Below are 23,133 nucleotides of genomic sequence, written 5' to 3'. Positions count from 1 at the left end.
CATGGATCAGTCAGCACGCTCTCAATCATCGCGCATATCCAGGGTTGCCGTCATCGGCAGGGCGTGCCGCCTGCCCGGCGGCGCGAACACGCCGGACCAGTTCTTCGGCAATCTGCTCGAAGGCGGCATGTATGTCGGTGACGTTCCGGAGGATCGCTGGTCGGTGGAACGCTTCACCAACGCCCGCGACACGCCGGGCAAGGCCTATGTCGGGCGCGGACACTTCCTCCACGACTATGACTTCAAGACTTTCGATCCTGAATTCTTCGGTTTCTCGCCGCGTGAGGTCGAGTTCATCGATCCCCAGCAGCGGTTGTTGCTGGAACTGGCATGGGAAGCGCTGGAAGATGCCGGCGTCGATGTCGAGGCGATGTCCGGTTCCGCGACCGGCGTGTTCGTCGGCGGCTTCACGCTCGACCATCTGCTGAACCAGTTCGGCAGCACGGCGCGCGACGCCATCGGATCGCACAGCGCAGCGGGCGCGACGCTGACCATGTTGTCGAACCGCATTTCCTATGCCTTCGACTTTTGCGGACCCAGCCTGTCAATCGACACCGCCTGTTCCTCCTCGCTGGTGGCGCTGTCGCAGGCGACCGGCGCGATCCTGGCGGGCCAGTGCGAGACGGCGCTGGTCGGCGGCGTCAACTTCATCCTGCGTCCCGAATATATGATCGCCATGGCCAAGGGACGCTTTCTGGCGAAGGATGGCCGGTCGAAGAGCTTCGATGCGCGCGCAGATGGCTATGGCCGGGGCGAAGGCGGCGCGATGGTGGTGCTGAAATCGCATGAGGCGGCGCTGCGCGACGGCGACCGCATCCTGGCGGTGATCGACGGCGCGGGCGTCAATCAGGACGGCCGCACCAGCGGCATCACCGTCCCCAATCCCGAAGCGCAGCGCGCGCTCATGCTTCAGGTGCTGCAAGCGAGCGGGCTACGGCCGATCGATATCGGCTATGTCGAGGCACACGGCACTGGCACGCAGGTCGGCGACGGCCGCGAAAGCAGCGCCATCGCCCAGGTCTATGCAGATACCGCGCCCTGCCTGGTCGGATCGGTCAAAGCCAATGTCGGCCATCTGGAGGCCGGCGCTGGCGTCACCAGCGTAGTCAAGGCTGTCGAAATGCTGCGGTCGGGGCTGGTCCCGCCGATCGCCGGGCTGGAGACGGTCAATCCCGAAATCCCCTCGAACATCCAACTGCCGCGCTCACCTGTGCCGCTGGCCCGCCGCTCGGACGAGGCCGACGCGCCGCTCCGCGTGGCGATCAACAGCTTCGGCTATGGCGGCACCAATGCGCATGTCATTCTGGCCGCCCCGGCCAATGAGGTCGCCGCCCCGGACGATATCGACTTTGCCGCCAACAGCGTCGCGCCGTCCGTGCCCACGCTCCCGCTTTCGGCGCGCAGCCGCGAGGCGCTGATGGCCCGCGCCAGCCAGATCGCCACCCGGCTCGAATCGGCCGAGGATAGTGACCTGAGCGACCTGCTCTACACCGCTGGCGCGCGGCGCACCCATTTGTCGCACCGCCTTGCCGTCTGGGGCGAAGATCGCGCCGCTCTCGCCCAGCAGCTCCGCGCCTTTGTCGCGGGCGAAGCCTTCGCCGGTGCCGATGGCGAGCGCCCGCTGGGCGGCAGCCCGCGTGTCGCCTTCGTCTATACTGGCATGGGTCCGCAATGGTGGGGCATGGGACGCCAGCTGTTCCACGAAAACGCGGCCTTCCGCGCCGCCGTCGAGGAAGCCGATGCCCTGTTTCAGCGCATCGGCGGCTTCTCCATCCTCGAGGAAATGCTGAAGGATGAGGATCAGTCGCAGATCAAACGCACCGAGTTCGCGCAACCCGGCAATCTCATGGTCCAGATCGGCCTCACCGCCGCGTTGAAGGCCGAAGGCATCGTGCCCGACGCCGTCGTTGGCCATTCGGTCGGGGAGGTCGCGTCCGGCTGGGCTTCGGGCATGTTGTCGCTGGAGGATGCGCTGCTCGTCAGCCGTCACCGCAGCCGCATCCAGGCGACCACGGCCGGAACCGGCGCGATGCTGGCGCTGGGCATGTCCCGCGACGAAGCTGAAAAGGCGATTGCGCCCCATGGCGGGCTGGTGTCGCTCGCCGCGCTGAACTCGCCCGTAGGCGTGACGGTGGCGGGCGACCGCGCCGCGCTGGAGGCGATCCGCGTCAAGGCGCTGGAGCAAGGCACCTTCACCCGGATGCTGGACGTCGAAGTCCCCTATCACAGCCCGCTGATGGAGCCGCTGAAGCCTGACCTGCGCACGTCGCTCGCCTCGCTGGCGCCGCAGTCCACCCACCTTCCGCTCTATTCCACCGTCACCGGCGACCTGATCGACCGCAGCAGTCGCGGATTTGACGCGGAATATTGGTGCGACAATGTGCGCGAGCCGGTGTTCTTCGCCGACGCCATCATCGCGATGATCGACGATGGCTACACCCTCTTCGTCGAGGTCGGCCCGCATCCGGTGCTGCGCCGCTCGATCACCGAAACCGCTTCGGTTGCCGGACGTGACATCCGCGCCGTCTCGACATTGTGGATGGAACAGCCGGAAACCCCCGCGCTGCGCCGCGCTGTGTGCGACATCTACACCGCAGGCGGCAAGGTCGATTGGGCCGCACGCGCGCCGCAAGGCCGTCAGGTCGCCCTCCCCGCCTATCCGTGGCAGCGCCAGCATCTCTGGCGCGAGATGAGCGTCCAGTCGAGCGACCGCTGCATGGATCAGGAAGCGCCACTCAGCGCCGATGGCCATCCGATCGACCTGACAGGCCGCCGCCTCAATTATTTCGCGGACCATATGGTCGACGGCGCGCCGATCATGCCCGCCGCCGGCTATCTGGAAACGCTGTGCGAGGAGGCCCGCCGCCGCTGGCCCGATGCGCGGGGCTATTGCCTGCACGACGTCCAGATCCGAACCGCGCTGGTACTCGACGCCAGCCGCGCGCTGCGGCTTGACATCAGGGTCGACCCACTGACCGGCCGCGCGCAGCTCCATTCCTTCGACACCGCCGAACCGGAAAAGACCGTGTTCCACGCCGAAGCGATGCTGCACCCCTATCGCGCCGTCCCGCCACAGCCCGCCATCGCCACCCTTGCCGGGCAGGATGGCACGCAGACACTGACGCCTGAGGAACTGTATCAAGGCTTTGCCGAACGCGCGCTCGGCTATGGTCCGGCGTTCCAGCCGATTGTCGACCTGCGCCGCAACCGGGCCGAAAGGCTGGTCGAAGCGAGGCTGACGCGCCCCGAACAAGCGGGTGAACCGGCCGCAGCCTATATCCTCCATCCGGCCTTGCTCGACGGCTGCTTCCAGGCGGCTCTGGCGCTGCTCGATGTTGCAGAGGGCGCCTATCTCCCCGTCTCCATCGCGACCCTGGAAGTCTATGGCTCGCTGCCCGAAGAACTGCTCTGCCGCGCCCATCTGACCAGCCTGACGGCGGCGGCGATCATCTGTGACTTTGAACTGTTCGACCGAGAAACCGGCCATATGCTGGCACGGATCGAGGGGCTGACCTGCCGTTCGCTGCGGGGCAAGGCGGTGGCCGACCGGCTGCCGGCGGGCGACTATCAGCGTCAATGGCGCCTCCTGCCTGCCATTGCGCCCAAGGCGGCGTCCGAACATGACGGCGCGCTGCTGATCGTGACCGATCATGGTGATCCGCTGGCCGAGGCGTTGGCCGCCGCGGCGAGCAAACACGGCCTGACGGTGCACCATCGCAATTGGGGAGAGGTCGAGAATGGCTGCCTTCCCGCAAAGGTGGGTCGCGTGGTCGGTCTGTCCAATGCGGGCATGGACGAGGCAAGCGATATCACCGGCGAAACCACGCTGGTTGCGATGCTGGAGGGCGTGAAGCTGCTGGCCGCGCAGGAACGGAGCCTGCCGGTGCGGGTCGTCACCTGCCGCGCCCATGCCGTATTGACCGGTGACGAGGTGATCCCCGCGCAGACCGCCATCGCCAGCTTCATGCGGGTGATCCGCAACGAACAGCCGCTGCTGAACGCCGCCACGATCGACACGGACGGGATCGAGAACACCGCAACCATCGCCGCGATCCTGGCCGAAATACTGGCGGACGATATCGATGAAATCGCCCTCCGTGGCGGTGACCGCTATGGCGCGCAGATGGTGCGCAGCGAATTGCTGCGCACCCCCGACCAGTTCACCGCCTGCGCCGCCGATGAGGAAGCGATGGCGCTCGACCATAGCCACCCGACCCCCGCTATGGTCGCCATCCCCGCGCTAGTCGCTGGCCCCGGCGAATATGTCCTGCGCGTCGAGCGGCTCTCGCTGCGCGCCGGTCATGGCGAGGCGATGATGGGCGTGGTTGGCACGGTGAGCGCGGCGGGTGGCGGCGCGACGCGCTTCACCGTTGGCGACCGCGTGGCCGGTCTGGTGCCACAACTGGTCGCCGGGCGGATCGTGGTCCGCGAGAATGAAGCCGTCCTCGAACGGGTGCTGCATGATGGCCCGATGCTGGCGTCGGCCGCCACCGTGCTGGCGCGGTGCCATGCTCTGGCGGCGGCGACCGGCCTTGGTCACGACGCCCGCGCCCTCGTCACGCTGGGTGCCTTCGGCGACAGCTTTGCCCAAGCACTGGCCGCTCGCGGCGTCGAAGTGACGCGCATGGCCGCAGACCGTTCAGGCGACATGCCGGTGGTGCGCGGCCGTCCGTCCGACGCCCTGGCGATGCCGCTCGCCACCTGGAGCCGGGAGGCGGGCTTCTCCCATCTCGCGCCGGGCGGTCAGTTGATCGACCTGGCCGACACCCCCGCCGCCTTCATCCTGCCCGAACATTGCAGCCGCCTCTTGCGCCTGCCGACCGACCTGCATGCGCTGGTGCTGGATGACGCCTATCATGCCGCGCTGGCGGCCGTGGTGGCGGCGCCCTTAAGCAAAATTCCCGGTCTGGCGCAGGTCGGCTGGGCCGACCTGCTCGAAGCCGAGACGCTCAACGATGAGGATAATGGCTGGGTCGAGGTCGATGTGGCGGACGATGAACGCCCCGTCGCCGTCGACAGGGCCGACATCCCCGAACTGCATCGCGCGGGCACTTATCTGATCACCGGCGGTCTGGGCGGATTGGGCCAGGAACTCGCCCTGTGGCTGGCCGAGCATGGCGCGGGCCATATCGCGCTGGTCGGGCGGCGGGGCATGGCGACGCCGGGAGCGAAGAAACTCGTCCAGCGCCTGACGCAGCTAGGCGCGGCTGCCAGCGTCCATGCTGTCGACATGATCGACGGCGACGCCGTGCAGGCCCTGATGAGCAAGCTCAACACCACCGAACAGCCATTGCGCGGCATCTATCATGCGGCGGGCGTGCTGGAGGATCGGCTGGTCACGGACATGACCGCCGACGATCTGGTCCGGGTGCTGCGGCCCAAGGCGCTCGGCGCCTGGACGCTGCACGCGGCGAGTGTCACGGCCAATCTGCGGCTCGATCATTTCCTGCTCTTCTCCTCGATCGCGAACCTCGTCGGCAACAGCCGTCAGGCCAATTATTGCGCGGCCAACGGCTTTCTGGACGGGCTGGCGGCGCTGCGGCGGCGACAGGGATTGCCCGCGATCAGCATCCATTTCGGTGCGATCGCCGGGACCGGGATGCTAGCCGAGGATGAACGCGTCGGCCAGCACCTCACCCAAATCGGCCTTGCCCCGCTGGACGTCGATGTCGCACTGCGCGGCGTCGGCCGGGCGCTGGCCAAGGATCTGACGGCCATCGCGGTCGCGGAGGAAATCGCCTGGGACCGCTGGGCAGGCTATGAACAGGTCGGCGGACGTTCGCCCTGTTTCGTCGAACTGGTTGAGGCCAGCCGCGCCTCACGCGGCGGCGACGCCAGCCTGGTCGAGGAATTGCAAGCTGCCGTCGCCCAGATGGACGACGCCAGCGCCCATGACTTGCTCAAGGGCCTGATCGCGGAGATCGTGGCACGCGGCCTCAAATCCAGCGTCGAGCGGCTGAACGTCAACCAGAGCTTCGATGCGCTGGGGGTCGACTCGCTGATGTCCATCGAAATCCAGCTACTGCTCGAAGAGACATTGGGCGTCGGCTATTCGGTGGTCGAGCTGCTGGGGCCGGTCACGGTCACGGCGCTGACGGACAAGGCGCTCACCGCCATCCGCGAAACTGTCGCCGCCAACGAAGCCTCGCCCGCCGAACTCGTCGCCTGAACCACGGAGCGATTTCAAATCAGATGGAACATCTGATGACTCGGAAATTGCGGATAACAAAGACTATCCTGAAAGGATTTGCCATGACCGGAACTCCTCCGGCCACGCTCGACGCGCTTGTCGCACGGGTAAAGGCCAATATCGGCAACACGGCGCCCGCCGCCGAGCGCCCCACTCCGCGCTCGTTCAGCCCGGCCGCCAAGCCGTCGCTCAGCGACTATCCCGAACATGCCCTGCTGGGCCAATTGCACGATCTCTATGGATCGGGCGAGACGAGGAACCCCTATTTCCTCGCCCGCAACGGCCATGCGTCGGGCACGCTGACCATCGGGGAGGCTGAATATGTCACCTTCTCCAATTACAACTATCTCGACCTCGCCACCGATCCGCGCGTGATCGACGCCGCCTGCACCGCGACCGAGCAATATGGCACCCATGCCGGCGCGGCGCGGATGGTCGGCGGCGAAATCGAACTCCATGCCGAACTGGAGCAGGCGCTCTGCGACTATAGCGGGTTTGAAGCGGCGACGGTCGGCGTCAGCGGCTACGGCACCAATGTCTCGGTGATCGGCTATCTGCTCGACAGCCGTGACCTCATCATCCACGACGCCTATATGCACAACAGCGCCGTGATGGGCGCGGTATTGTCCGGCGCGCGGCGGATCGCCTTTCCACATAATGACATGGATGCGCTGGAGCGCCTGCTGACCGAGCATCGCGCCCATCACCGGCGGGCGATGATCCTGGTCGAAGGCGCCTACAGTATGGACGGCGATCTGGTGGACCTGCCGCGCGTGGTGGAGTTGCGCAATCGCTTCGGTGCATGGCTCGTCATCGACGAGGCGCATAGCTGCGGCACGGTCGGCGCGACCGGGCGCGGCGTGTGCGAGCATTTCGGCGTGCCGACAAGCTCGGTCGACCTGATGATCGGCACCCTGTCGAAGAGCTTCGCCAGCTGCGGCGGCTTTGTCGCCGGGCGGAAGGGCATGATGGAGCTGATCCACCATTTCTGCCCCGGCCTGCTGCTCTACAGCACCGGCATCACGCCGGCATCGACGGCTTCAGCCCTCGCCGCCGTGCGGGTCGCCATGGACGAGCCGGAGCGGGTGGCGCGCTTGCAGGACAATGCCCGCACGCTGCGGACGTTGGTGCAGGAAGCGGGCCTCGACAGCTGCACCGCCGAACCGGGCGTGCCCATCGTGCCGATCATGCTCCGCGACGAACAGGCATCGCCGCTGATGTCCGCGCTGCTCGACCAGGGAGTGATCGCGCATGCGGTAATGCACCCGGTCGTGCCGCGCGGCGCGGCGCGGCTGCGCTGCTTCGTCACCGCCGGGCATGACGAGGCGATGATGCGCCGCGCGGTCGACGGCATCGCCACACGCCTTTCAGCCATGCAGTTCTGAACAACCCCACTCCACAGCAAAGGGATATCGACATGCGCATTGCCGTCTGTGCGGCGCTGAGCCTCAGCGCCCTCATCTTCGCCAGTTCGGCCATGGCCGACGGCACGCCCGAAAATATCAAGCGCGGCCGAGAGATCGCCGCCACCGTCGACCGCAATGACGCGGGTTTCGCTGACTATGTTGTTAACGGCCGCATGACCGTCAAACGCGCGGGCGGCGCCCCCGCCCGCCGCGATTTCCAGATGAACACGCTGGAAGTGCGGGTCGGCGGCGACAAGCGGCTGGTCTCCTTTTCACAGCCGCGCGATCTGGCGGGTTTCGTCTCGCTCACCTTCACCAATCCCGGCCAGCCCGACGACCAGTGGATCTACATGCCCGCGGTCAAGCGCGTGAAGCGGCTGGCCGCGCGCGACAAGACCGGCTCCTTTGCAGGATCGGAATTCTCCTATGAGGATATCGCGACCTGGGAATTGTCGAACTACGACTATGAATTCATCCGAGAGGAACAGTGCGGAACCCCGGCAACCAAATGCTATACCATCGCCAATATCCCTAAATATCAATATTCGGGCTATGCGCGTCTGGTTGAAACCATCGACCCGCGCATGTGGCAGCCGGTGCGCATTGTCTATTTCGACAAGACGAACCGCCCCTTGAAACAACTGGAATTCCGCAACTACCAGAAGTTCGAGGGCAAGTTCTGGCGTCCGATGCAGATCAGCATGACCAATTTGCGCGACAATTCGGTGTCGGACATTGCCTGGAGCGACTATAAGTTCGGCACGGGCCTGAACGCGGCCCAGATGGCGGCGAACCGTTTGCCCTCATGGTCGCGCTGATCCGTTCCCTTGTACGGGCCTTCACGGCGCTGACGATCGCCCCTGCGCTGGCCATGCCTGCACAGGGGCAGACGGTGCGCGGCGCCGTGGGGGTCGAGCTGCGCGCCTATCCCGACGCGCCCCTGCAATCCGGGCAGGATGACGACCGGGTGCAGCCGTCGGCCACCCTGTCGGTCAATGGGTCGGGCGATATCGGATCGCTGCGCTATGATGTCGAGCTGTTCGGCCGCGCCTCTGCGGATCGCTCACGGTCGTTCGTCGGGGATGTGCGTGAGGCAACGATCGGCGCCAGCGGCGGAAAGCTGGAATGGAAGGTCGGGATGCTGGCCGAAACATGGGGCGTGCTGGAGGCCTGGAATCCGGTCGACATCATCAACCAGCGTGACCTTTCAGAGGATTTTCAGGGCAAGGTGAAATTCGGCCAGCTCGGCGCGCTGGCGACGACGCAGGCCGGTCCCTTGTCGGTCACTGGCTATGTCACCACCATGGCCCGGACCCGGCGTTTCGCCCAAAATGAGGACCGGCTACAAGTCCTGCCAGCCCCGGTTCTGCATTCCGAGTTCGAAGATGGCCGCTGGACGCCCGGCGGCGGTGTGCGCGTGACCGGATCGGTCGCAGGCATCGATCTGGGCGTCGGCCACTATATCGGGCCGGATCGCGAACCGGAATTGTCGCCGGTGATCGACGCCGAGCGCTTCGTGGGTCTCGCCGCCAAATATAACCGCATCGGCCAGACCAGCCTCGACGCCCAATATGTCACGGGCGACGCCGTCCTCAAACTGGAGGTCATCCACCGCAGCGGCGACAGCGGCGGCAGGTTCTGGGGCGACGGCGGGGGACTTGAGAACAGCTTCGGCCATCCTTTCGGCCTTGGCGGCGAATTGACGCTCTATGCCGAATATTATGCGGATGGCCGAAGCGACAACGCACCGGTCACGCCCTTCGAGCACGATATCTTCGTCGGCGCCCGCTACGACTTCAAGAATATCTCCGACACCGTGGTCGAACTGCGGGCGACCCGCGATCTGCGTTGGGAATCGACGCTGCTGGAATTGCGCGGCACGCGGCGCATCGCCCATAATCTGCTGTTGCAGGTGAACCTGCTGGCCCCCCTGAACGCCGAACGCGACCCCGCGCTCACCACTCTTCGCCGCGACAGCTATTTGCGTGTCGGGCTGAGCCGATATTTCTGACCCCTTCCACCCCACGAATTGCGTGAGGCCTTCCATCATGTCCGATCCCGCTTCCAAAACACCGCTGCTCCGTTGGGCAGACAGCATGACGCATAGCTGCGCCGCCGTCATCACGCAGCGGCCATGGCTGACCATGGCGCTCTCTCTGGTGGTCGCGCTCCTCCTGTGCGTGGGCCTTGGCCAATTGACCTTCCGCAGCGACAGTCGCGTGTTCTTCTCGCCCGGCGATCCCGAACTCCAGGCGCTGGACAAGTTCGAGGAAGTCTATGGCCGCGACGACACGCTGCTGTTCGTGGTCGACGCCAAACAGGGCGACCTGTTCACGCCGCAGCGGATCGGCGCCATCAACACGCTGACCGACCGGGCATGGCAATTGCCCGATGTGAAGCGGGTCGACAGCTTCACCAATTTCCAGCGCGCGCTTGCCAATGGCGATGATGTGGTGATCGACCAATTCTCCCGCTCAGGCGATCATGTTACCGCCGCCGACGCCGCGAGGTTGCGGCGCGAGGCGGTGCGCGAACCGCTGATGATCGACCGGTTGCTGTCGCGCGACGGCAAGCTGGCGATCGTGGCCGTGAACTTCCGCTTCGACGCAAAGACTGCTTCGACCCAGGGCAGCCATGTCATGCAGCAGGCTCTTCCGGTCGTCGAAGCGTTCAACCGGGCGCACCCGGACCTGCGCGCAGGCCTCTCCGGCTCGATTGCGCTGGATGATGCCTTTGTCGAGGCCAGCACCTTCGACAGCTCGGTGCTGCTGCCGATGATGGTGACGGTGCTGGCGACGATCATGGTCCTGGTGCTGGGTTCGCCGACCGCGGCGCTGGCGACGCTCGGCATGATCGCGCTCGGCACGGCCAGTGCGCTCGGGCTGGTCGGGTTCTTCGGCATTCCGCTGTCCTCGCCCAGCGTGGTCGCGCCCAACATCATCCTGACCATCGCCTGCTGTGACTCGATCCACCTCTGCGCGGGGATGCTGCGCCTGCGCCGCGAAGGCCTGTCGAAGATCGAGGCGGTGAAAGAGGTCATGATCGAATGCTGGTGGCCGGTGACCCTGACCACCATCACGACATCGACCGGCTTCATGTCGCTGGCGTTCAGCCCGGTGCCGCCCTTCGCGCATCTGGGCATGATCGTCACGCTGGGATCGGTGGTGACATGGCTGCTGACCTTCACCTTCCTGCCCGCTTTGCTGGTGCTGCTGCCGTGGAAGGCCAAGATGAAGCCGCTGCCCGCCGAAAATCTGGCGGTACGTGCGTCTGCCTTCGTCATCAGGCGGCCATGGGCGGTGCTGCTGACCGTGACGATCCTGTCGGTCGGCCTGTCGATGCTGGCCTTCACCAACCGGCTCGATGATCGCTATGTCCATTATTTCGATCAGGGCTATGCCTTCCGCCAGGCGACCGACCGGATGAACGAGAAACTGGGCGGCTTCTATTCGATCGAATTTTCGCTCGACTCCCGCGCGCTGGATGGTGTCGGCAACCCCGCCTATCTGGCCGAAGTCGATCGCCTCGCCGAATGGCTGCGCGCCCAGCCGGGCGTCACCCATGTCCATGGCGTAACCGACATTCTGAAGACCGTGAACCGCGCGATGAACGGCGGACAGCAAAGCGCCTACCGCCTGCCCACCGACCAACAGACGGGCGCGCAATATCTGGCCCTCTATGAAATGTCGCTGCCCTTCGGCATGGACCTCAAGAACGAGATCACCGCCGACAAGCGATCGAGCCGACTGGTCGTGGCGCTGGGCGACACATCGACCGCGAACATGGCGGCGCTGGCCGAACGCACCAAAATATGGACTTCCCATAACACCCCGCTCATTGCGCCATCGGTGAAGCCAACCGGCACCTCCCTGCTGTTCGCGCATATCGGCAACCGCAACATCCGCGAGATGCTGACCGGCATCTTTACCGGCATCGGGGTGGTCGTGCTGATCTTCCTGCTGGCCTTCCGATCGCTGACGCTCAGCCTGATCGGGACTATCGCCAATTTCGTGCCTTCGCTGGTCACGCTGGGCCTGTGGGCGATCTTCAACGGGCAGGTCGGCATGGCCGTGGCGGCGGTGGCCTCTGTGACCTTCGGCGTGGTGGTCGACGACACCATCCACATGCTCACCACCTATCGCCATCTGCGCAAGGACAAGGGGCTGGACGCTGTCGAGGCCGTGCGCGGCGCCTTCGCCATCGCCGGCCCCGGCATGGTCACGATGACCATGGCACTGGCTTCCGGCTTCGGCTGCCTCGCCTTTTCGGGGTTCCAGATCAATAGCTGGATGGGCGCGATGGCTGCCTTCACGATCGTCACCGCCATGTTCTTCGATCTGCTGTTCCTGCCTGCGGCGCTGCTCTGTATCGCCCAGCTCAGCAATCGCGGGCGCAAAGCAGCCTCCACGGACGCTACGCCATTCATGCGGAAATCATCCGCTCCCCGACCGCATTTTGCCCCCCCACTGCATAGCGAAAACGCAGCGACATAGCGACGCATTGGCTTCATGCGGCGGGGTTTCCAGGCGATCGACGAGATGATCAAGCATGGGAAGAGTTCAAGCAGGAGGCGGTGCCTATTGCGCTTGATGACATCGCCCTATTCCGCTCTCATACGCTTCAAATGCCATTCGGCGTCCCCCCAGGCGCTTTCGATAACCAATGCCCGTCGAGCATAATGGCTGACGGGAAGTTCGTCAGTCATCCCCATCCCGCCATGCAGTTGGATCGCTTTCTGTCCGGCCAGGCGACAGGCGCTGGACACCGTCACCTGCGCCGCAGAGCAGGTGCGCGCACGCTCGATGGGGCTCTCGTTCAGGCTCCCCAAAGCCAGCCACATCGCTGCCTTGACCATCTCGCATTCGAGATACATATCGACCATCATGTGCTGCAACGCCTGGAACTCGGCGATGGGCTGGCCAAATTGCCGACGTTGAACGGTGTAGGCGATGGTTTGGTGCAGCAACGCTTCAAGCAGTCCCGCTGCTTCAGCGGTCTGCAGGGCGATGGCGTGATCCCGTGCCGCTTCCAGAAGCGGAAGCGCTCGCCCCTCCTCATCGAGCAGAACCGAAGACGGGAGTCGAACGGCGTCGAACAGGAGATCGGTGGCGCCCCGGCCATCAATGGTCGGGTAAGAATGGACCGCGACGCCCGGCGCCTCCTTCGGCACCGCGAACAGCGACAGTCCGATCCCAGTCCGTGCGGCTACGATGAAGGTCTGGCACGCTTCACCGCCCGTCACCAGGGCCTTGGCGCCCCGAAGAACCCAGCCGTCGCTATCCCGCTCTGCCGCCGTGGCGATGTCCATGAAGTCATCGCGCATCCCGGATTCGCTCCAGGCGAGTACCGTGCAATCACCCTGCCGCAGCCGTTCGAGTAGCGCCTGCGCCTGCTTACCTCCAACAGCGCGTAACAATCCTGCGGCGATCAGCGCCTCGCCCAGCGGCTCACGCAACAGCGCGCGTCCGGCGGCCTGCATCGCTACCGCTTCCGCCACCGTGCCGATCCCCGCCGGATCGAATAGGCCCATTTCGCGCGACAGGAAGGTCCATGCGTCTTTTCCGGCCTCAGAGCGGCCATGGAAAGGATAGCGCTCCGCAAACCACGCGCCCAGCGTCCGGGCGAGGATCGCCTGCTGCTCGTCCAGCCCTTCGGGGTCGGGCCGCATTTCCGGCAGCGCGCGCCAAATGATATTCTTCTGAATCTCGGTCGAGCCGCCGTAGATCGTCTGTGCCCGTTCGAGTAAATAGGATTGGACATGCTGCGGGCCGAACGAAGGGACTTGCGGTGCCGCATTGGCCCATCCTCCATAGGTGCGATCGAGCATCGGCGCGCCCCAGCGACCGGCAAGCCGGACGAACAGCTCGGTCACCGTCTGCGCGCATTCCGTGCAGGCAATCTTGAGCGCGGCCGCGGTCGCCATGGAGATGTCACTGCGCAACGCCCGCAGCACCGCCGTCTCGATCACCGCGAGCCGCGCCTCGACTGCCGCGACCGCATGGACGAATGACGGTTCCTCTGCCATTGTCCGCCCGCCACCAGCCGGCACTGTCTTCGCCAGTTCTCTAACCTTGGCGATATCCCGCTTTTTGGCGCCGATATGGGCATAGGATAGCCGCTCATTCTTGAGGAGTATGTTCGCATAGTGCCACGCCTGCCCCTCTTCGCCGATGCGGTTGGCGACCGGCACCCGGACATCATCGAACTCGATCCGGTTCAGTTCATGCGAGCCGTCGATCAGCCGGATCGGGTGGATGGTAATGCCCGGACTGTCGAGCGGTGCGCAGATAAGGGTAATGCCCTGCTGCTTTTTTGCCTCCTTGCTGGTCCGGGCGAGACAGAAAATCCAGTCCGCCCATTGCGCGCCGGAGGTCCAGATCTTGGTGCCGTTGAGGACATAGTCATCGCCCTCGCGCACTGCGGAAAAGTGCAGCGAAGCCAGGTCTGAACCTGCTTCCGGCTCCGAATAGCCCTGCGCCCAGAATGTCCGGCTTTCGAGGATGTCCGGCAGCCAAGTGCGCTTCTGCTCTTCGCTGCCGAAGGCGCAGATGATCGGGCCGATATAGATCACCGCCATGGGGATGATCGGCGCGGCCCCCGCCAGGTCAAGCTCCTGGTCGAAGATGTAGCGCTCAACCGGGGTCCATCCCGTCCCTCCATAATTTGTGGGCCAGCCCAGACCGAGCCAGCCCCTGGAATTCAGCGCCTGCTGCGAGGCTATATGGTCCTCCTTGCTCAGCCGGACACCGGCGGCCAGCTTTGCTATGACCTCTTGCGGATATTCCTCGGCAAAAAAGCGCCGCACATCGTCGCGGAAGCGCAATTCGGAAGAACTCAGAGACAATGCCAAATGGGCTTCTCCTTGTGTGATCCAAAACTCTATGCCGCGATCTTGCCGGAAAGAAGGTCTTGCCAGGACTCAGACGGGGGGCGTGATGGTGACGCCGCGGGCAGCTGCCGCTGCATATGCGTCATGTTCTTCAATAACGGGTGCGGAATCGCGAATCCTCGAAACACCCGGTATCTTTGCGAAGTCCTCCCCAAGTTGCTCGGTCATCATCTTCCCGAAGAGAGGGTCTGCATACATGCGTTCACCGGCAATCTTCTTCAGTTCGGGGTCGAACTCCATGACGACCATGTACAAGCCTGTCACCCGTTCGCCCTCGGAAGTATTAAACGTGACGTGGGCCTCGCGGATAAGCGTGTTCCGGGCGACCGCGTGGACGCGGCGTTTGGCAGCGACAGGACGAATCTGGGCTGGCCTGAGGATGCGCTGATAGGCTTGATGAACCCCTTCCCATCCGTCAATCGCCAGGCCGAGGAAAGCAATCTCATAATGCGGATTCGGGACCAGCGTCGCCATGGTAGCGTCAATATCGACCTCCAGTTCGGCCTTCTCATGCTCGAGCAGGATCGCTTCCATTTCCTGTTTCGTCAGTTCTTTCATACCCTATCTCCTACTGATCCTTAATATTCGCAGTTGATCGGATTTATTATGTGACAATCATTCATCCCGATCATCTGCGAATGTCGTTCAATCGGATTTTCATAACGATTATCCAGCTTTTACCACAGCAGTCTCGGTAATCTTGGAAACACCCGGTAAATCGATAAAGTCATCTCCGAGATTTTCGATCCACATTCGCCCGAAGACGGGGTCCGTGTATATACGTTCGCCGACGACTTTCTTCAGATGGGGATCGAACTCAACAAGCACCATGTACAGGCCGGTGACCCGCTCACCTTCGGGCGTGTCAAAGGTGACATAGGCCTCATTCAAAAGTATATTGTCGCCTATTGCATCGACGCGTTGCCGATATTCGATATTTCGATTTTTGTTGCCGGGAATAAGACGGCGATACATTTCATGAACCGCATCCCATCCGTCAATGGCCATACCGAGAAAGGGAATCTCATAATGCGGTTCGGGGACTACAGTCGCCATCGTCGCATCGACGTCAAATTCCAGTTCTGCTTTTCCGTGAGCAAATAGAATCTCTTCCATTTCGGCTCTGGTAAGTTTGGTCATATCATCCCGATCCCACTAAATTCATCTATTCCGGCGTCATGTCGCGACTGGACTACTGCCCTGCGCGAGGATCAAAGCGCTCACATCCGGGCCATGTCGGCCGTCGCATTCGTTGAACGCCTGCTGAATTTCCGTGTGCACCGCCGTCACGAGCGACTCCCATTCGCGATGGGTGATGATCAGGAACTGCTCCTGCTGCATGGCTTGGACCACCTGTTCCCCGACGCGATCGGGATTGGCTCCCTGAACCGTCATGGCCAGATTACCCTCGACCGCAGCCGCGTTCACTTCCCGACCGAGCAACGCCGCTTCGCCCTTCCCGGAATTTTCAGAGATCCGGGTCGCCACAGTGCCGGGGCACAGGAGCGAGACGCCAATGTCGGTGCCCTGAAGCTCGTTCCGCAAGACCATCGTGAAACCGACGCTGGCGAACTTTGCTGAGGAATAGGCGCCGACGCGCGCCATCGGCACAAGACCTGCCATCGAGGCCGTGTTGAGGATATGGGCACGGCCGCCGCGCTCCTTGAAACGCGGAAGGAAGGTCGAAACGCCGATAAACTGTCCTTCGACGTTGATCCTGTAGACCCAGCGCCAGACGTCCAGCGGCGTCCGGTCGATCTCCGCGCCACCATTAATGCCCGCATTGTTGCACAGGATGGAGATCGGACCCAGGGCTTGCTCAGCGCGGTCCGCCGCGGCCGACCACTGGTCCGGATCGCTGACGTCAAGCGGCACGCCGATCACGGTGCCCCCGGCATTGGTCAGTTCCTCTGCAACATCGGCGACACGCGCGGCATCGATATCGGCGAGTGCCACCTTCGCGCCTGCCGCAACGAGTGCCCGGGCAATTCCAAGCCCAATCCCCGACGCTGCCCCGGTAATGAACGCTGCTTGCCCGGCTGGCCAACCCATAGTCATCTCTCCTCACTGGTAACGGTTCGATCTTTCTGGTTTTCAATCGGGAACGCTGTTCGATGCAGTCGTCCCGCTGCGCCTGGAAGCATAGCCGACTCGCTTTAGATGATACGATCTATTTAATTTCTGTCCACATTGTTTCAAACTTGATGAAGAAAAGGGTCCGCGGTACCAAATTGCTTAATGCTGCCCCTCTGGCGCGCGCAGGCGCGAATTGGACTCAACGTCCTTGGTCAGATCGAGAATGGCTTCTTCCATGACGGACCTCTCGCCGGTTCTGATCAGCCAGGCGTCATCCACATAGATATGCAGGTGGCACAGGTGCAGGCCCCGCCGCAATCGGCGTCAATGCCTGGCACATCGCGCCTCACTGCCCCTTCCATGACCGAAAGGCCCGCCTTTACATCGATCACATGTTCGATACCGCCATGTTCGAGTAGGTAAGCTTGGCCATATGCTCCCTCTCATCGCCCTTCAGGCGGAAGATGGCGGATTTGCCGCTCGCTTGCTTAGGCGGTTTCCTGTCGAAGTCCGCCGAGCCATGCCACTGAAACCTGCGCAGCCAGCTTGGCCACAGTGTCAACATCCCTGGCCAATATATTCTTATGAATTTCGGTGTAAGTCGTGCAGGTATCCAGCATAATCTCTATGTCGGTCTGCAACCCCTCCTGTTTGACATAATGCCGGTAATGCATTTTCTTCAGCAATGTCGGTAGATACTCATTGCCGGAGTAACGCACCACTATTTCATGATAATCGGCCAGACCCTCGATAATCAGCGCTTTATTTCTTACCTTGGCCGCAGCCAGTGTCGCGTCAAGAGAGGTCTTCAAGGCAGCGATGGCTTCTTCCGGGAGCGGCCGCGAAACCAGCAATTCTATGGCGGTACGGAACAGCCCCCAATAGACCTGCACCATATCGACGATCCGCTCGCGGTCGAATTTGGTGATGCGCACGCCCTTGTTCGGAAGGATTTCGACCACGCCATCTCCCGCCAGAAAGCGGAGTGCTTCCCGGACGATCCCACGCGAAGCGCTGAACTCGGCCATAAGATCGCTCTCGATCAGGCGCTGGCCGGGGATCAGCGATCCGGATTCGATCAGCCCGTCGATCTTCTGAACCAGCTCCATGGGTGTAATCGATTGCCGCGAATCCTCCTTGTTCGGACGGCCTTTCGTCGGCTCTCTCCGGACCGGCTTCGTCATGTCCACTCCCTGTTCGATCAACCCGCTCTCCTTTAGCGGTCCTGTCGCATAAATACATGCTTGATTCATATTGTCGATAATATTATCGATGATTCTGCCAGACGACGTTGCTGCACCTGCAAAATCAGAAAAATACGATCGGGAGGAGCCGAATGGGACGCGGTCGAGTGGGAGAGGATGCAAGCAAATCTCTTTGCCTGTCGCCGGCTGAGCGACTTGCGATCGGTCCCACGACCGAGGCACTCGACACGTCCCCCTGGCCGATGAAGCTTGATGCCGAACGCTGTTGGTCGGAAGATTTCGCCCGACTTGAGCGCGACGGGCTATGGCCGCGCAGGTGGCAGATCGCCTGTCGCGAGTCCGAGGTCCCTTCGCTCGACGACTGCCTTGGTGATGCCTGGGAGTTGCTGGCGCCGTATCGGATGGAGGAGTTGATTCCGCTGGGCTTCAATCTCAGCCAGTGGAGCGCGTGAGCAGGATTGGACGACGACCTGGTCGACGGAAAAGATCGGCTCCAGCTTCGGTTAACAATGGGGCACGGCAGCTATAAAAAGGATAGGTAATATGAGTACCGTAAGCACCATGGAGGGAATGGAGGAAAAGTTCGCATTCCTCGACAGGGCCATTGATGTCGACACACATGAGATGATCCCATTCCATTTATGGGGCGAATATTTCGGCGAGGATATCGCCGCCAAATTGTCGGCCTGCGGCGACAGTCCTTTCCTCAGCGGCCTTGGTGAAAATTCCAATGTCCGACCTGATGTCGTCGGCGACGTCGAGGAAATCACCTATGATACAACCCAGATATTGAAGGGTTGCGGTGCGCCCGGCGCGATCGACCTGCGTCGCCGGAACGAAGTCATGGACATGCAGGGCATCGAGAAGGCGCTCGTTTTCCCTGGCCTCGGACTCGTCGGCTATGTGCTGGCCAGTTCGCCGGAATTTGCCCGTGCGGTGATGGCCCTCCCCTATTCCACCGAGGAGTGCCGCGATCTCGGCCGTTCCGTCGTCACTGCGTCCAACGAGTGGGCGCTCCGCTCCGCCGAAGGGGATGAAGGGCGTCGGCTGCACACCGTCGGACTGGTCACGACCGAAACGGTCGAAGGGATGATCGAGCAGGCCCGGTCGCTGATCGAGCGCGGTATCAAGGCCTTGTGGATTCCGTCCGGCACACCGCCCGCCGGCACATCCCCCGCTGACCCGGCGTTCGATCCGTTCTGGAAGTTGCTCGCCGACGCCAATGTCCCCGCGCTCCTGCACATCGGAACGGACAGTGACTTTTCCAACCCGCTCTGGTCGAACAATGTCGAAGCCTTCATTCCCTTCGGCAGTTCGGCGGAGTTCATCCTCAGCCCCTATGCGGGTGCCACCATGCATACCGCCGCTGAATATTTCATCACGACGATGGTGCTTGGTGGTGTGTTCGAGCGTTTTCCTCACCTACGCTTTGGCGCGATCGAGCTAGGAGCGCAATGGCTGGGACCGCTTGCCAGGCGCTTGAACATTTGGGCCAATGTCTTCCCCAAGGCGCTGCAAAATGTACTGACGATGAAACCGTCCGAATATGTTGCCCGCAATGTACGCGTCGCGCCCTTCTACTTCGAACCGATCGATGAATTTTTCGAGCAATTTCCGGAAATAGAAAGCAGTTACTGCTTTTCGACCGACTATCCGCATGTAGAGGGTGGAAAGGAAGCCAAGCGCTTATTCGCCGAAAAGCTCGACCACCTTGGCAAGGACGTCATGGAGAAGTTCTTCGTCTCCAACGGAGAGTGGCTGCTACCCTGATTGTCACCGCGGAACAGCAGCGAAAAGTGAATGTCGGCCTGCAAGCTTTCAATAACAACAATATAAAAAGGCAAATAATAACAAATCCAAGGGAGAGACGTTATGACAAATCGATTGATTGGCATCGGCGCATTGACAATAAGTGCATCCTTCATTGCACTGAGCACTGCTGCACAGGCACAGCAGGCTACGAGAAACGCGGCGCCAATCGAGGAAATCATAGTCACCGCACAGAAACGGGAGAGCGCGCTACAGGACACACCGATCGCGATCAGCGCGTTCAGTGAAAAAACGATCGAGCAAAACCAGATTCAGGGCATCAGCGACGTCGCGGTAAGCACACCAGGACTCGTATTCGCCCAGTTGGAGGCGGATACCACAATCTCCCTGCGCGGGGTGGGGCTGAACATCACAGGCCTGGGCGGCGAACCCGCCGTCGCCACCTATCAGGACGGCGTGTATATGGGCCAGTCGTTCACCATGTCACTGCCAGCGTTCGACCTGGAGCGGATCGAAGTGCTGCGCGGTCCGCAAGGCACGCTGTACGGCCGAAACGCCACCGGGGGGGCCATCAACCTGATCACCCGCGCCCCGCAGTTCGAGCCGGAAGCCGACATGGCGCTCACCATTGCGAACTATGATCATGTGAAGGCAGAGGCGGGCGCCACCGGCGGGTTGACCGACAAGATCGCCGTGCGCGGTAGCATCGTGTACGACTATCGCGGCGATGGCTACCGCCGCAACATCGCGATCGGGGGCAGGACGCTGGGCGACAGGACCACGAACGCCAATGTCTCCGCACTGCTGACGCCCACTGAAAATCTGAAGATCACGCTGCGCGGTAACCTCCAGAAGCGTAAGAGCGGCGATGGCGTGTGGGAACTGCTCCAATTGGCGCCATCGTCCGGCACGGGCGTTACCCCGGCCAATGTCGGCGGCTTTTTCACATTTCCCGATCCTTCGCTGGGTGGGGCGAGCCTGGCCGACATTTTCGGGCTGCACTTCCCCGTCGCCACGGCCGGTGGCGTACCCCGCAATCCGGACGATCTGGAAGTGACCACCGGTTTCCAGAACCGGAACAAGTTCGACGTGAAGGGAGCAAGCGCCACGTTCGACTGGGACATAGGCGATGTGAAGCTCAAATCCATCACCGCCTATCGCGACGCCAAATGGCACGGCCTGACGGACGAGGACGGTACCAACCTGCACCTGTTCCACCTGGATCGCGTCCAGGGTGCGAAGACCTGGTCACAGGAGATCAACCTCTCCGGCCGCAGCTTCAACGACCGCCTCGACTGGTTGCTGGGCGCCTATTATTTCAACGAGGATGCCAGCTCCGACATGCTGGTCAGCATGGATGACACCCAGCTATTCTACGAAGCCCTGGTCGGTGTGTTCAGCGCGGGCGCGCCGCTGCCACCCGGAAGCCTTAAGACCCTCACGGCAGGCAATCCGCTAGGCCAGGGCATCGGCCGCTATCAGGGGCTGAATAGCGCCGCACCGTTCCTGGACTTCAGCATGAAGCAGAAGTCCAAATCCTACGCCCTGTTCGGCGAAGGCAAATACCATCTGGCCGACAACTTCGCCGTGACCGTCGGCGGGCGCTGGACCGAGGACAAGAAGGATGTCAGCCGCAGCTTCACCTCCAATTTCGTCTCGCTGCTGGACCCCTCCAGCCTGTGCATCGACAAGCCTGACTCCGCCAGATGGCGGGAAGTGACCGGCAATGTCGTGGCCGAGTATAATGTGAACAATGACTCGATGCTCTACGGCAAGGCTTCGCGCGGTTACAAAGCCGGAGGCTATAATGTGGGCGAGTGCGGCGGCAAATTCGATCCTGAGAAAATCTGGGCTTATGAGGCCGGTCTGAAGAGTACCTTCCTCAACGGTCAGGTGCGCGCCAACAGCGCCATCTTCTACTATGATTATAAGGGCCTCCAGATCCTCCGCTATCTTGGCAACACCGCCTCGGTGCAGAATGCGGCAGCGGCCAAGATTTTTGGGATCGAGACCGAGTTCACCATCGCACCGCGCGCCCTGTACGGCTTCCAATTGTCGGGCAGTGTCGGCTATCTCGACACCAAATATGAAGACGCCTCGTTCGGGAACCCATTTGCGAGCGGTCCCGCCATCGACGTTTCCGGGAACAGACTGATGCGCGCGCCGAAATGGAAGGCTTCGCTCGCGGCCCAATATGGCTTTGACACCGCCATCGGCAAGTTCCTGCTGATGGGGGACGCGAATTACACGAGCAAATATTATTTCGACACATTCGAAGCCAAGCTACCCAACCAGTCGGAGATGGTGCAACCCTCATACACCATTGCCAATATCCGAGCATCGTGGACGCCGAACGAAGGCGATTATCGGGTCATGCTGTTCGTGGAGAACGTCACTAACAAATTATATTCCGAAGCCCGCATAGCCCTGCCTACCCAGGGCGCGGTCTTCGGACAATTCTCCGCGCCGCGGACCTGGGGCGTGCGCCTCTCCGCAAAGTTCGGTGCGGGCCACTGATTGATACGCGCTGCTTGTGATACAAAAAAGGGCGGCCTTTGGGGCCGCCCTGTGTTTTTCTATTGTGATGGGTATTTGTATCAAAGCGCGAGCTGCAATGCCTGGCGACGCCCTACTCTTCCGGGGCTTGAGCCACAGTACCATCGGCGCAGACTGGTTTCACGGCCGAGTTCGGGATGGGATCGGGTGGGTCACAGACGCTATGGTCACCAAGCAATGAAGCTTGCGCTTTGGGTTTCAATCGATGTTTCCGTGCAAATTCGTATCTGGTCTGGGTTATCACCACATCGTCTGACGCTGGGGTATCCAGTGTTGTCATTGATGGTGGGACTCTCAGGCGCGATCAGAGCAATTAGGACCGGTTAGCTCCATATGTTACCACACTTCTACATCCGGCCTATCAAGGTCGTGGTCTACGACCGCTCGAAGAAATCTTATCTTGAGGGAGGCTTCCCGCTTAGATGCTTTCAGCGGTTATCCCGTCCATGCATAGCTACCCTGCTGCGCCCTTGGCAGGACGACAGGTACACCAGAGGCATGTTCAACCCGGTCCTCTCGTACTAGGGTCAACTCCTCTCAAATTTCGACGCCCACGGCAGATAGGGACCAAACTGTCTCGCGACGTTCTGAACCCAGCTCACGTACCACTTTAATTGGCGAACAGCCAAACCCTTGGGACCTGCTCCAGCCCCAGGATGTGATGAGCCGACATCGAGGTGCCAAACGATTCCGTCGATATGAGCTCTTGGGAATCATCAGCCTGTTATCCCCGGCGTACCTTTTATCCGTTGAGCGATGGCCCTTCCACGAGGGACCACCGGATCACTATGACCGACTTTCGTCTCTGCTCGACTTGTCAGTCTCGCAGTCAGGCGGGCTTATGCCATTGCACTCTAACAGACGGTTTCCAACCGTCCTGAGCCCACCATCGCGCGCCTCCGTTACTCTTTAGGAGGCGACCGCCCCAGTCAAACTACCCGCCACAGAGGGTCCCTGCACCGGATAACGGTGCGAGGTTAGACATCAGAAAACAACAGGGTGGTATTTCACCTATGGCTCCACTTGGGCTGGCGCCCAAGC

13 protein-coding genes and 2 rRNA genes (1 of these 15 running past the window's edge) are annotated in these 23,133 nt (G+C 62.2%); 8 read left to right on the top strand and 7 right to left on the bottom strand.

Features of this window, described 5'->3' with window-relative positions:
• Position 1 precedes the first annotated feature (1 nt).
• From HUK73_RS24520 to HUK73_RS24500, 5 genes are all read left to right on the top strand, one after another.
• Positions 2-6,169, top strand: coding sequence for a type I polyketide synthase (locus HUK73_RS24520; protein WP_176594358.1), 6,168 nt, complete (start codon positions 2-4; stop codon positions 6,167-6,169).
• 83 nt (positions 6,170-6,252) lie between these two features.
• The gene (locus tag HUK73_RS24515) at positions 6,253-7,575 is read left to right on the top strand and encodes an aminotransferase class I/II-fold pyridoxal phosphate-dependent enzyme (protein WP_176594357.1); all 1,323 of its coding nucleotides are present in this window, start codon (positions 6,253-6,255) and stop codon (positions 7,573-7,575) included.
• Positions 7,576-7,607: 32 nt separating this feature from the next.
• Positions 7,608-8,414: an outer membrane lipoprotein-sorting protein gene (locus HUK73_RS24510; RefSeq protein WP_176594356.1), complete on the top strand. Its 807-nt coding sequence runs from the start codon at positions 7,608-7,610 to the stop codon at positions 8,412-8,414.
• Entirely contained in the window at positions 8,402-9,607 is a 1,206-nt protein-coding gene (locus HUK73_RS24505) for a hypothetical protein (protein ID WP_176594355.1), read from the top strand. Before HUK73_RS24510 ends, HUK73_RS24505 begins: the two co-directional genes overlap by 13 nt.
• A 37-nt stretch (positions 9,608-9,644) precedes the next feature.
• Complete coding sequence (locus HUK73_RS24500; RefSeq protein ID WP_176594354.1) at positions 9,645-12,089, top strand: RND family transporter; 2,445 nt, start codon at positions 9,645-9,647, stop codon at positions 12,087-12,089.
• Between the two features lie 107 nt (positions 12,090-12,196).
• On the opposite strand, the gene HUK73_RS24495 is transcribed toward HUK73_RS24500, so the two are convergent.
• From HUK73_RS24495 to HUK73_RS24475, 5 genes are all read right to left on the bottom strand, one after another.
• The gene (locus tag HUK73_RS24495) at positions 12,197-14,446 is read right to left on the bottom strand and encodes an acyl-CoA dehydrogenase family protein (RefSeq protein WP_176594353.1); all 2,250 of its coding nucleotides are present in this window, start codon (positions 14,444-14,446) and stop codon (positions 12,197-12,199) included.
• A gap of 69 nt (positions 14,447-14,515) precedes the next feature.
• Positions 14,516-15,043: a hypothetical protein gene (locus HUK73_RS24490; RefSeq protein WP_176594352.1), complete on the bottom strand. Its 528-nt coding sequence runs from the start codon at positions 15,041-15,043 to the stop codon at positions 14,516-14,518.
• Positions 15,044-15,151: 108 nt separating this feature from the next.
• Positions 15,152-15,625: a hypothetical protein gene (locus HUK73_RS24485; protein ID WP_176594351.1), complete on the bottom strand. Its 474-nt coding sequence runs from the start codon at positions 15,623-15,625 to the stop codon at positions 15,152-15,154.
• 36 nt (positions 15,626-15,661) lie between these two features.
• The gene (locus tag HUK73_RS24480; protein WP_176594350.1) at positions 15,662-16,537 is read right to left on the bottom strand and encodes an SDR family oxidoreductase; all 876 of its coding nucleotides are present in this window, start codon (positions 16,535-16,537) and stop codon (positions 15,662-15,664) included.
• 512 nt (positions 16,538-17,049) lie between these two features.
• A complete protein-coding gene (locus tag HUK73_RS24475) occupies positions 17,050-17,928 on the bottom strand; it encodes a GntR family transcriptional regulator (protein WP_176594349.1) in 879 nt (292 codons plus the stop codon).
• Between HUK73_RS24475 and HUK73_RS24470 the strand changes: the two genes are divergently transcribed.
• From HUK73_RS24470 to HUK73_RS24460, 3 genes are all read left to right on the top strand, one after another.
• Positions 17,913-18,218: a hypothetical protein gene (locus tag HUK73_RS24470; protein ID WP_176594348.1), complete on the top strand. Its 306-nt coding sequence runs from the start codon at positions 17,913-17,915 to the stop codon at positions 18,216-18,218. The two genes, HUK73_RS24475 and HUK73_RS24470, sit on opposite strands and share 16 nt — an antisense overlap.
• A 91-nt stretch (positions 18,219-18,309) precedes the next feature.
• Entirely contained in the window at positions 18,310-19,536 is a 1,227-nt protein-coding gene (locus HUK73_RS24465; protein WP_176594347.1) for an amidohydrolase family protein, read from the top strand.
• Between the two features lie 102 nt (positions 19,537-19,638).
• A complete protein-coding gene (locus tag HUK73_RS24460; protein ID WP_176594346.1) occupies positions 19,639-22,053 on the top strand; it encodes a TonB-dependent receptor in 2,415 nt (804 codons plus the stop codon).
• A 99-nt stretch (positions 22,054-22,152) separates the two neighbouring features.
• Here the strand turns inward: HUK73_RS24460 and rrf are convergent.
• Together rrf and HUK73_RS24450 are read right to left on the bottom strand one after the other, a co-directional pair.
• A 5S ribosomal RNA gene (rrf, locus tag HUK73_RS24455) occupies positions 22,153-22,267 on the bottom strand.
• A 118-nt stretch (positions 22,268-22,385) separates the two neighbouring features.
• Positions 22,386-23,133: ribosomal RNA gene (locus HUK73_RS24450) — 23S ribosomal RNA — on the bottom strand; it runs 2,043 nt beyond the window's last position.

The sequence above is a fragment of the Sphingobium sp. EM0848 genome, from assembly GCF_013375555.1.
GTDB lineage: Bacteria > Pseudomonadota > Alphaproteobacteria > Sphingomonadales > Sphingomonadaceae > Sphingobium.
The sequence above is the reverse complement of the archived record's forward strand: the minus strand, read 5'-3'. Positions and strand labels throughout refer to the sequence as shown.

What these genes read in the sequence shown, in the direction of transcription:
- HUK73_RS24460 (WP_176594346.1), top strand. Translation starts at nt 19,639, where the DNA reads ATGACAAATCGATTGATTGGCATCGGCGCATTGACAATAAGTGCATCC.
- HUK73_RS24505 (WP_176594355.1), top strand. Translation starts at nt 8,402, where the DNA reads ATGGTCGCGCTGATCCGTTCCCTTGTACGGGCCTTCACGGCGCTGACG.
- HUK73_RS24510 (WP_176594356.1), top strand. Translation starts at nt 7,608, where the DNA reads ATGCGCATTGCCGTCTGTGCGGCGCTGAGCCTCAGCGCCCTCATCTTC.
- HUK73_RS24485 (WP_176594351.1), bottom strand. Translation starts at nt 15,625, where the DNA reads ATGACCAAACTTACCAGAGCCGAAATGGAAGAGATTCTATTTGCTCAC.
- HUK73_RS24515 (WP_176594357.1), top strand. Translation starts at nt 6,253, where the DNA reads ATGACCGGAACTCCTCCGGCCACGCTCGACGCGCTTGTCGCACGGGTA.
- HUK73_RS24480 (WP_176594350.1), bottom strand. Translation starts at nt 16,537, where the DNA reads ATGGGTTGGCCAGCCGGGCAAGCAGCGTTCATTACCGGGGCAGCGTCG.
- HUK73_RS24465 (WP_176594347.1), top strand. Translation starts at nt 18,310, where the DNA reads ATGAGTACCGTAAGCACCATGGAGGGAATGGAGGAAAAGTTCGCATTC.
- HUK73_RS24500 (WP_176594354.1), top strand. Translation starts at nt 9,645, where the DNA reads ATGTCCGATCCCGCTTCCAAAACACCGCTGCTCCGTTGGGCAGACAGC.
- HUK73_RS24520 (WP_176594358.1), top strand. Translation starts at nt 2, where the DNA reads ATGGATCAGTCAGCACGCTCTCAATCATCGCGCATATCCAGGGTTGCC.
- HUK73_RS24490 (WP_176594352.1), bottom strand. Translation starts at nt 15,043, where the DNA reads ATGAAAGAACTGACGAAACAGGAAATGGAAGCGATCCTGCTCGAGCAT.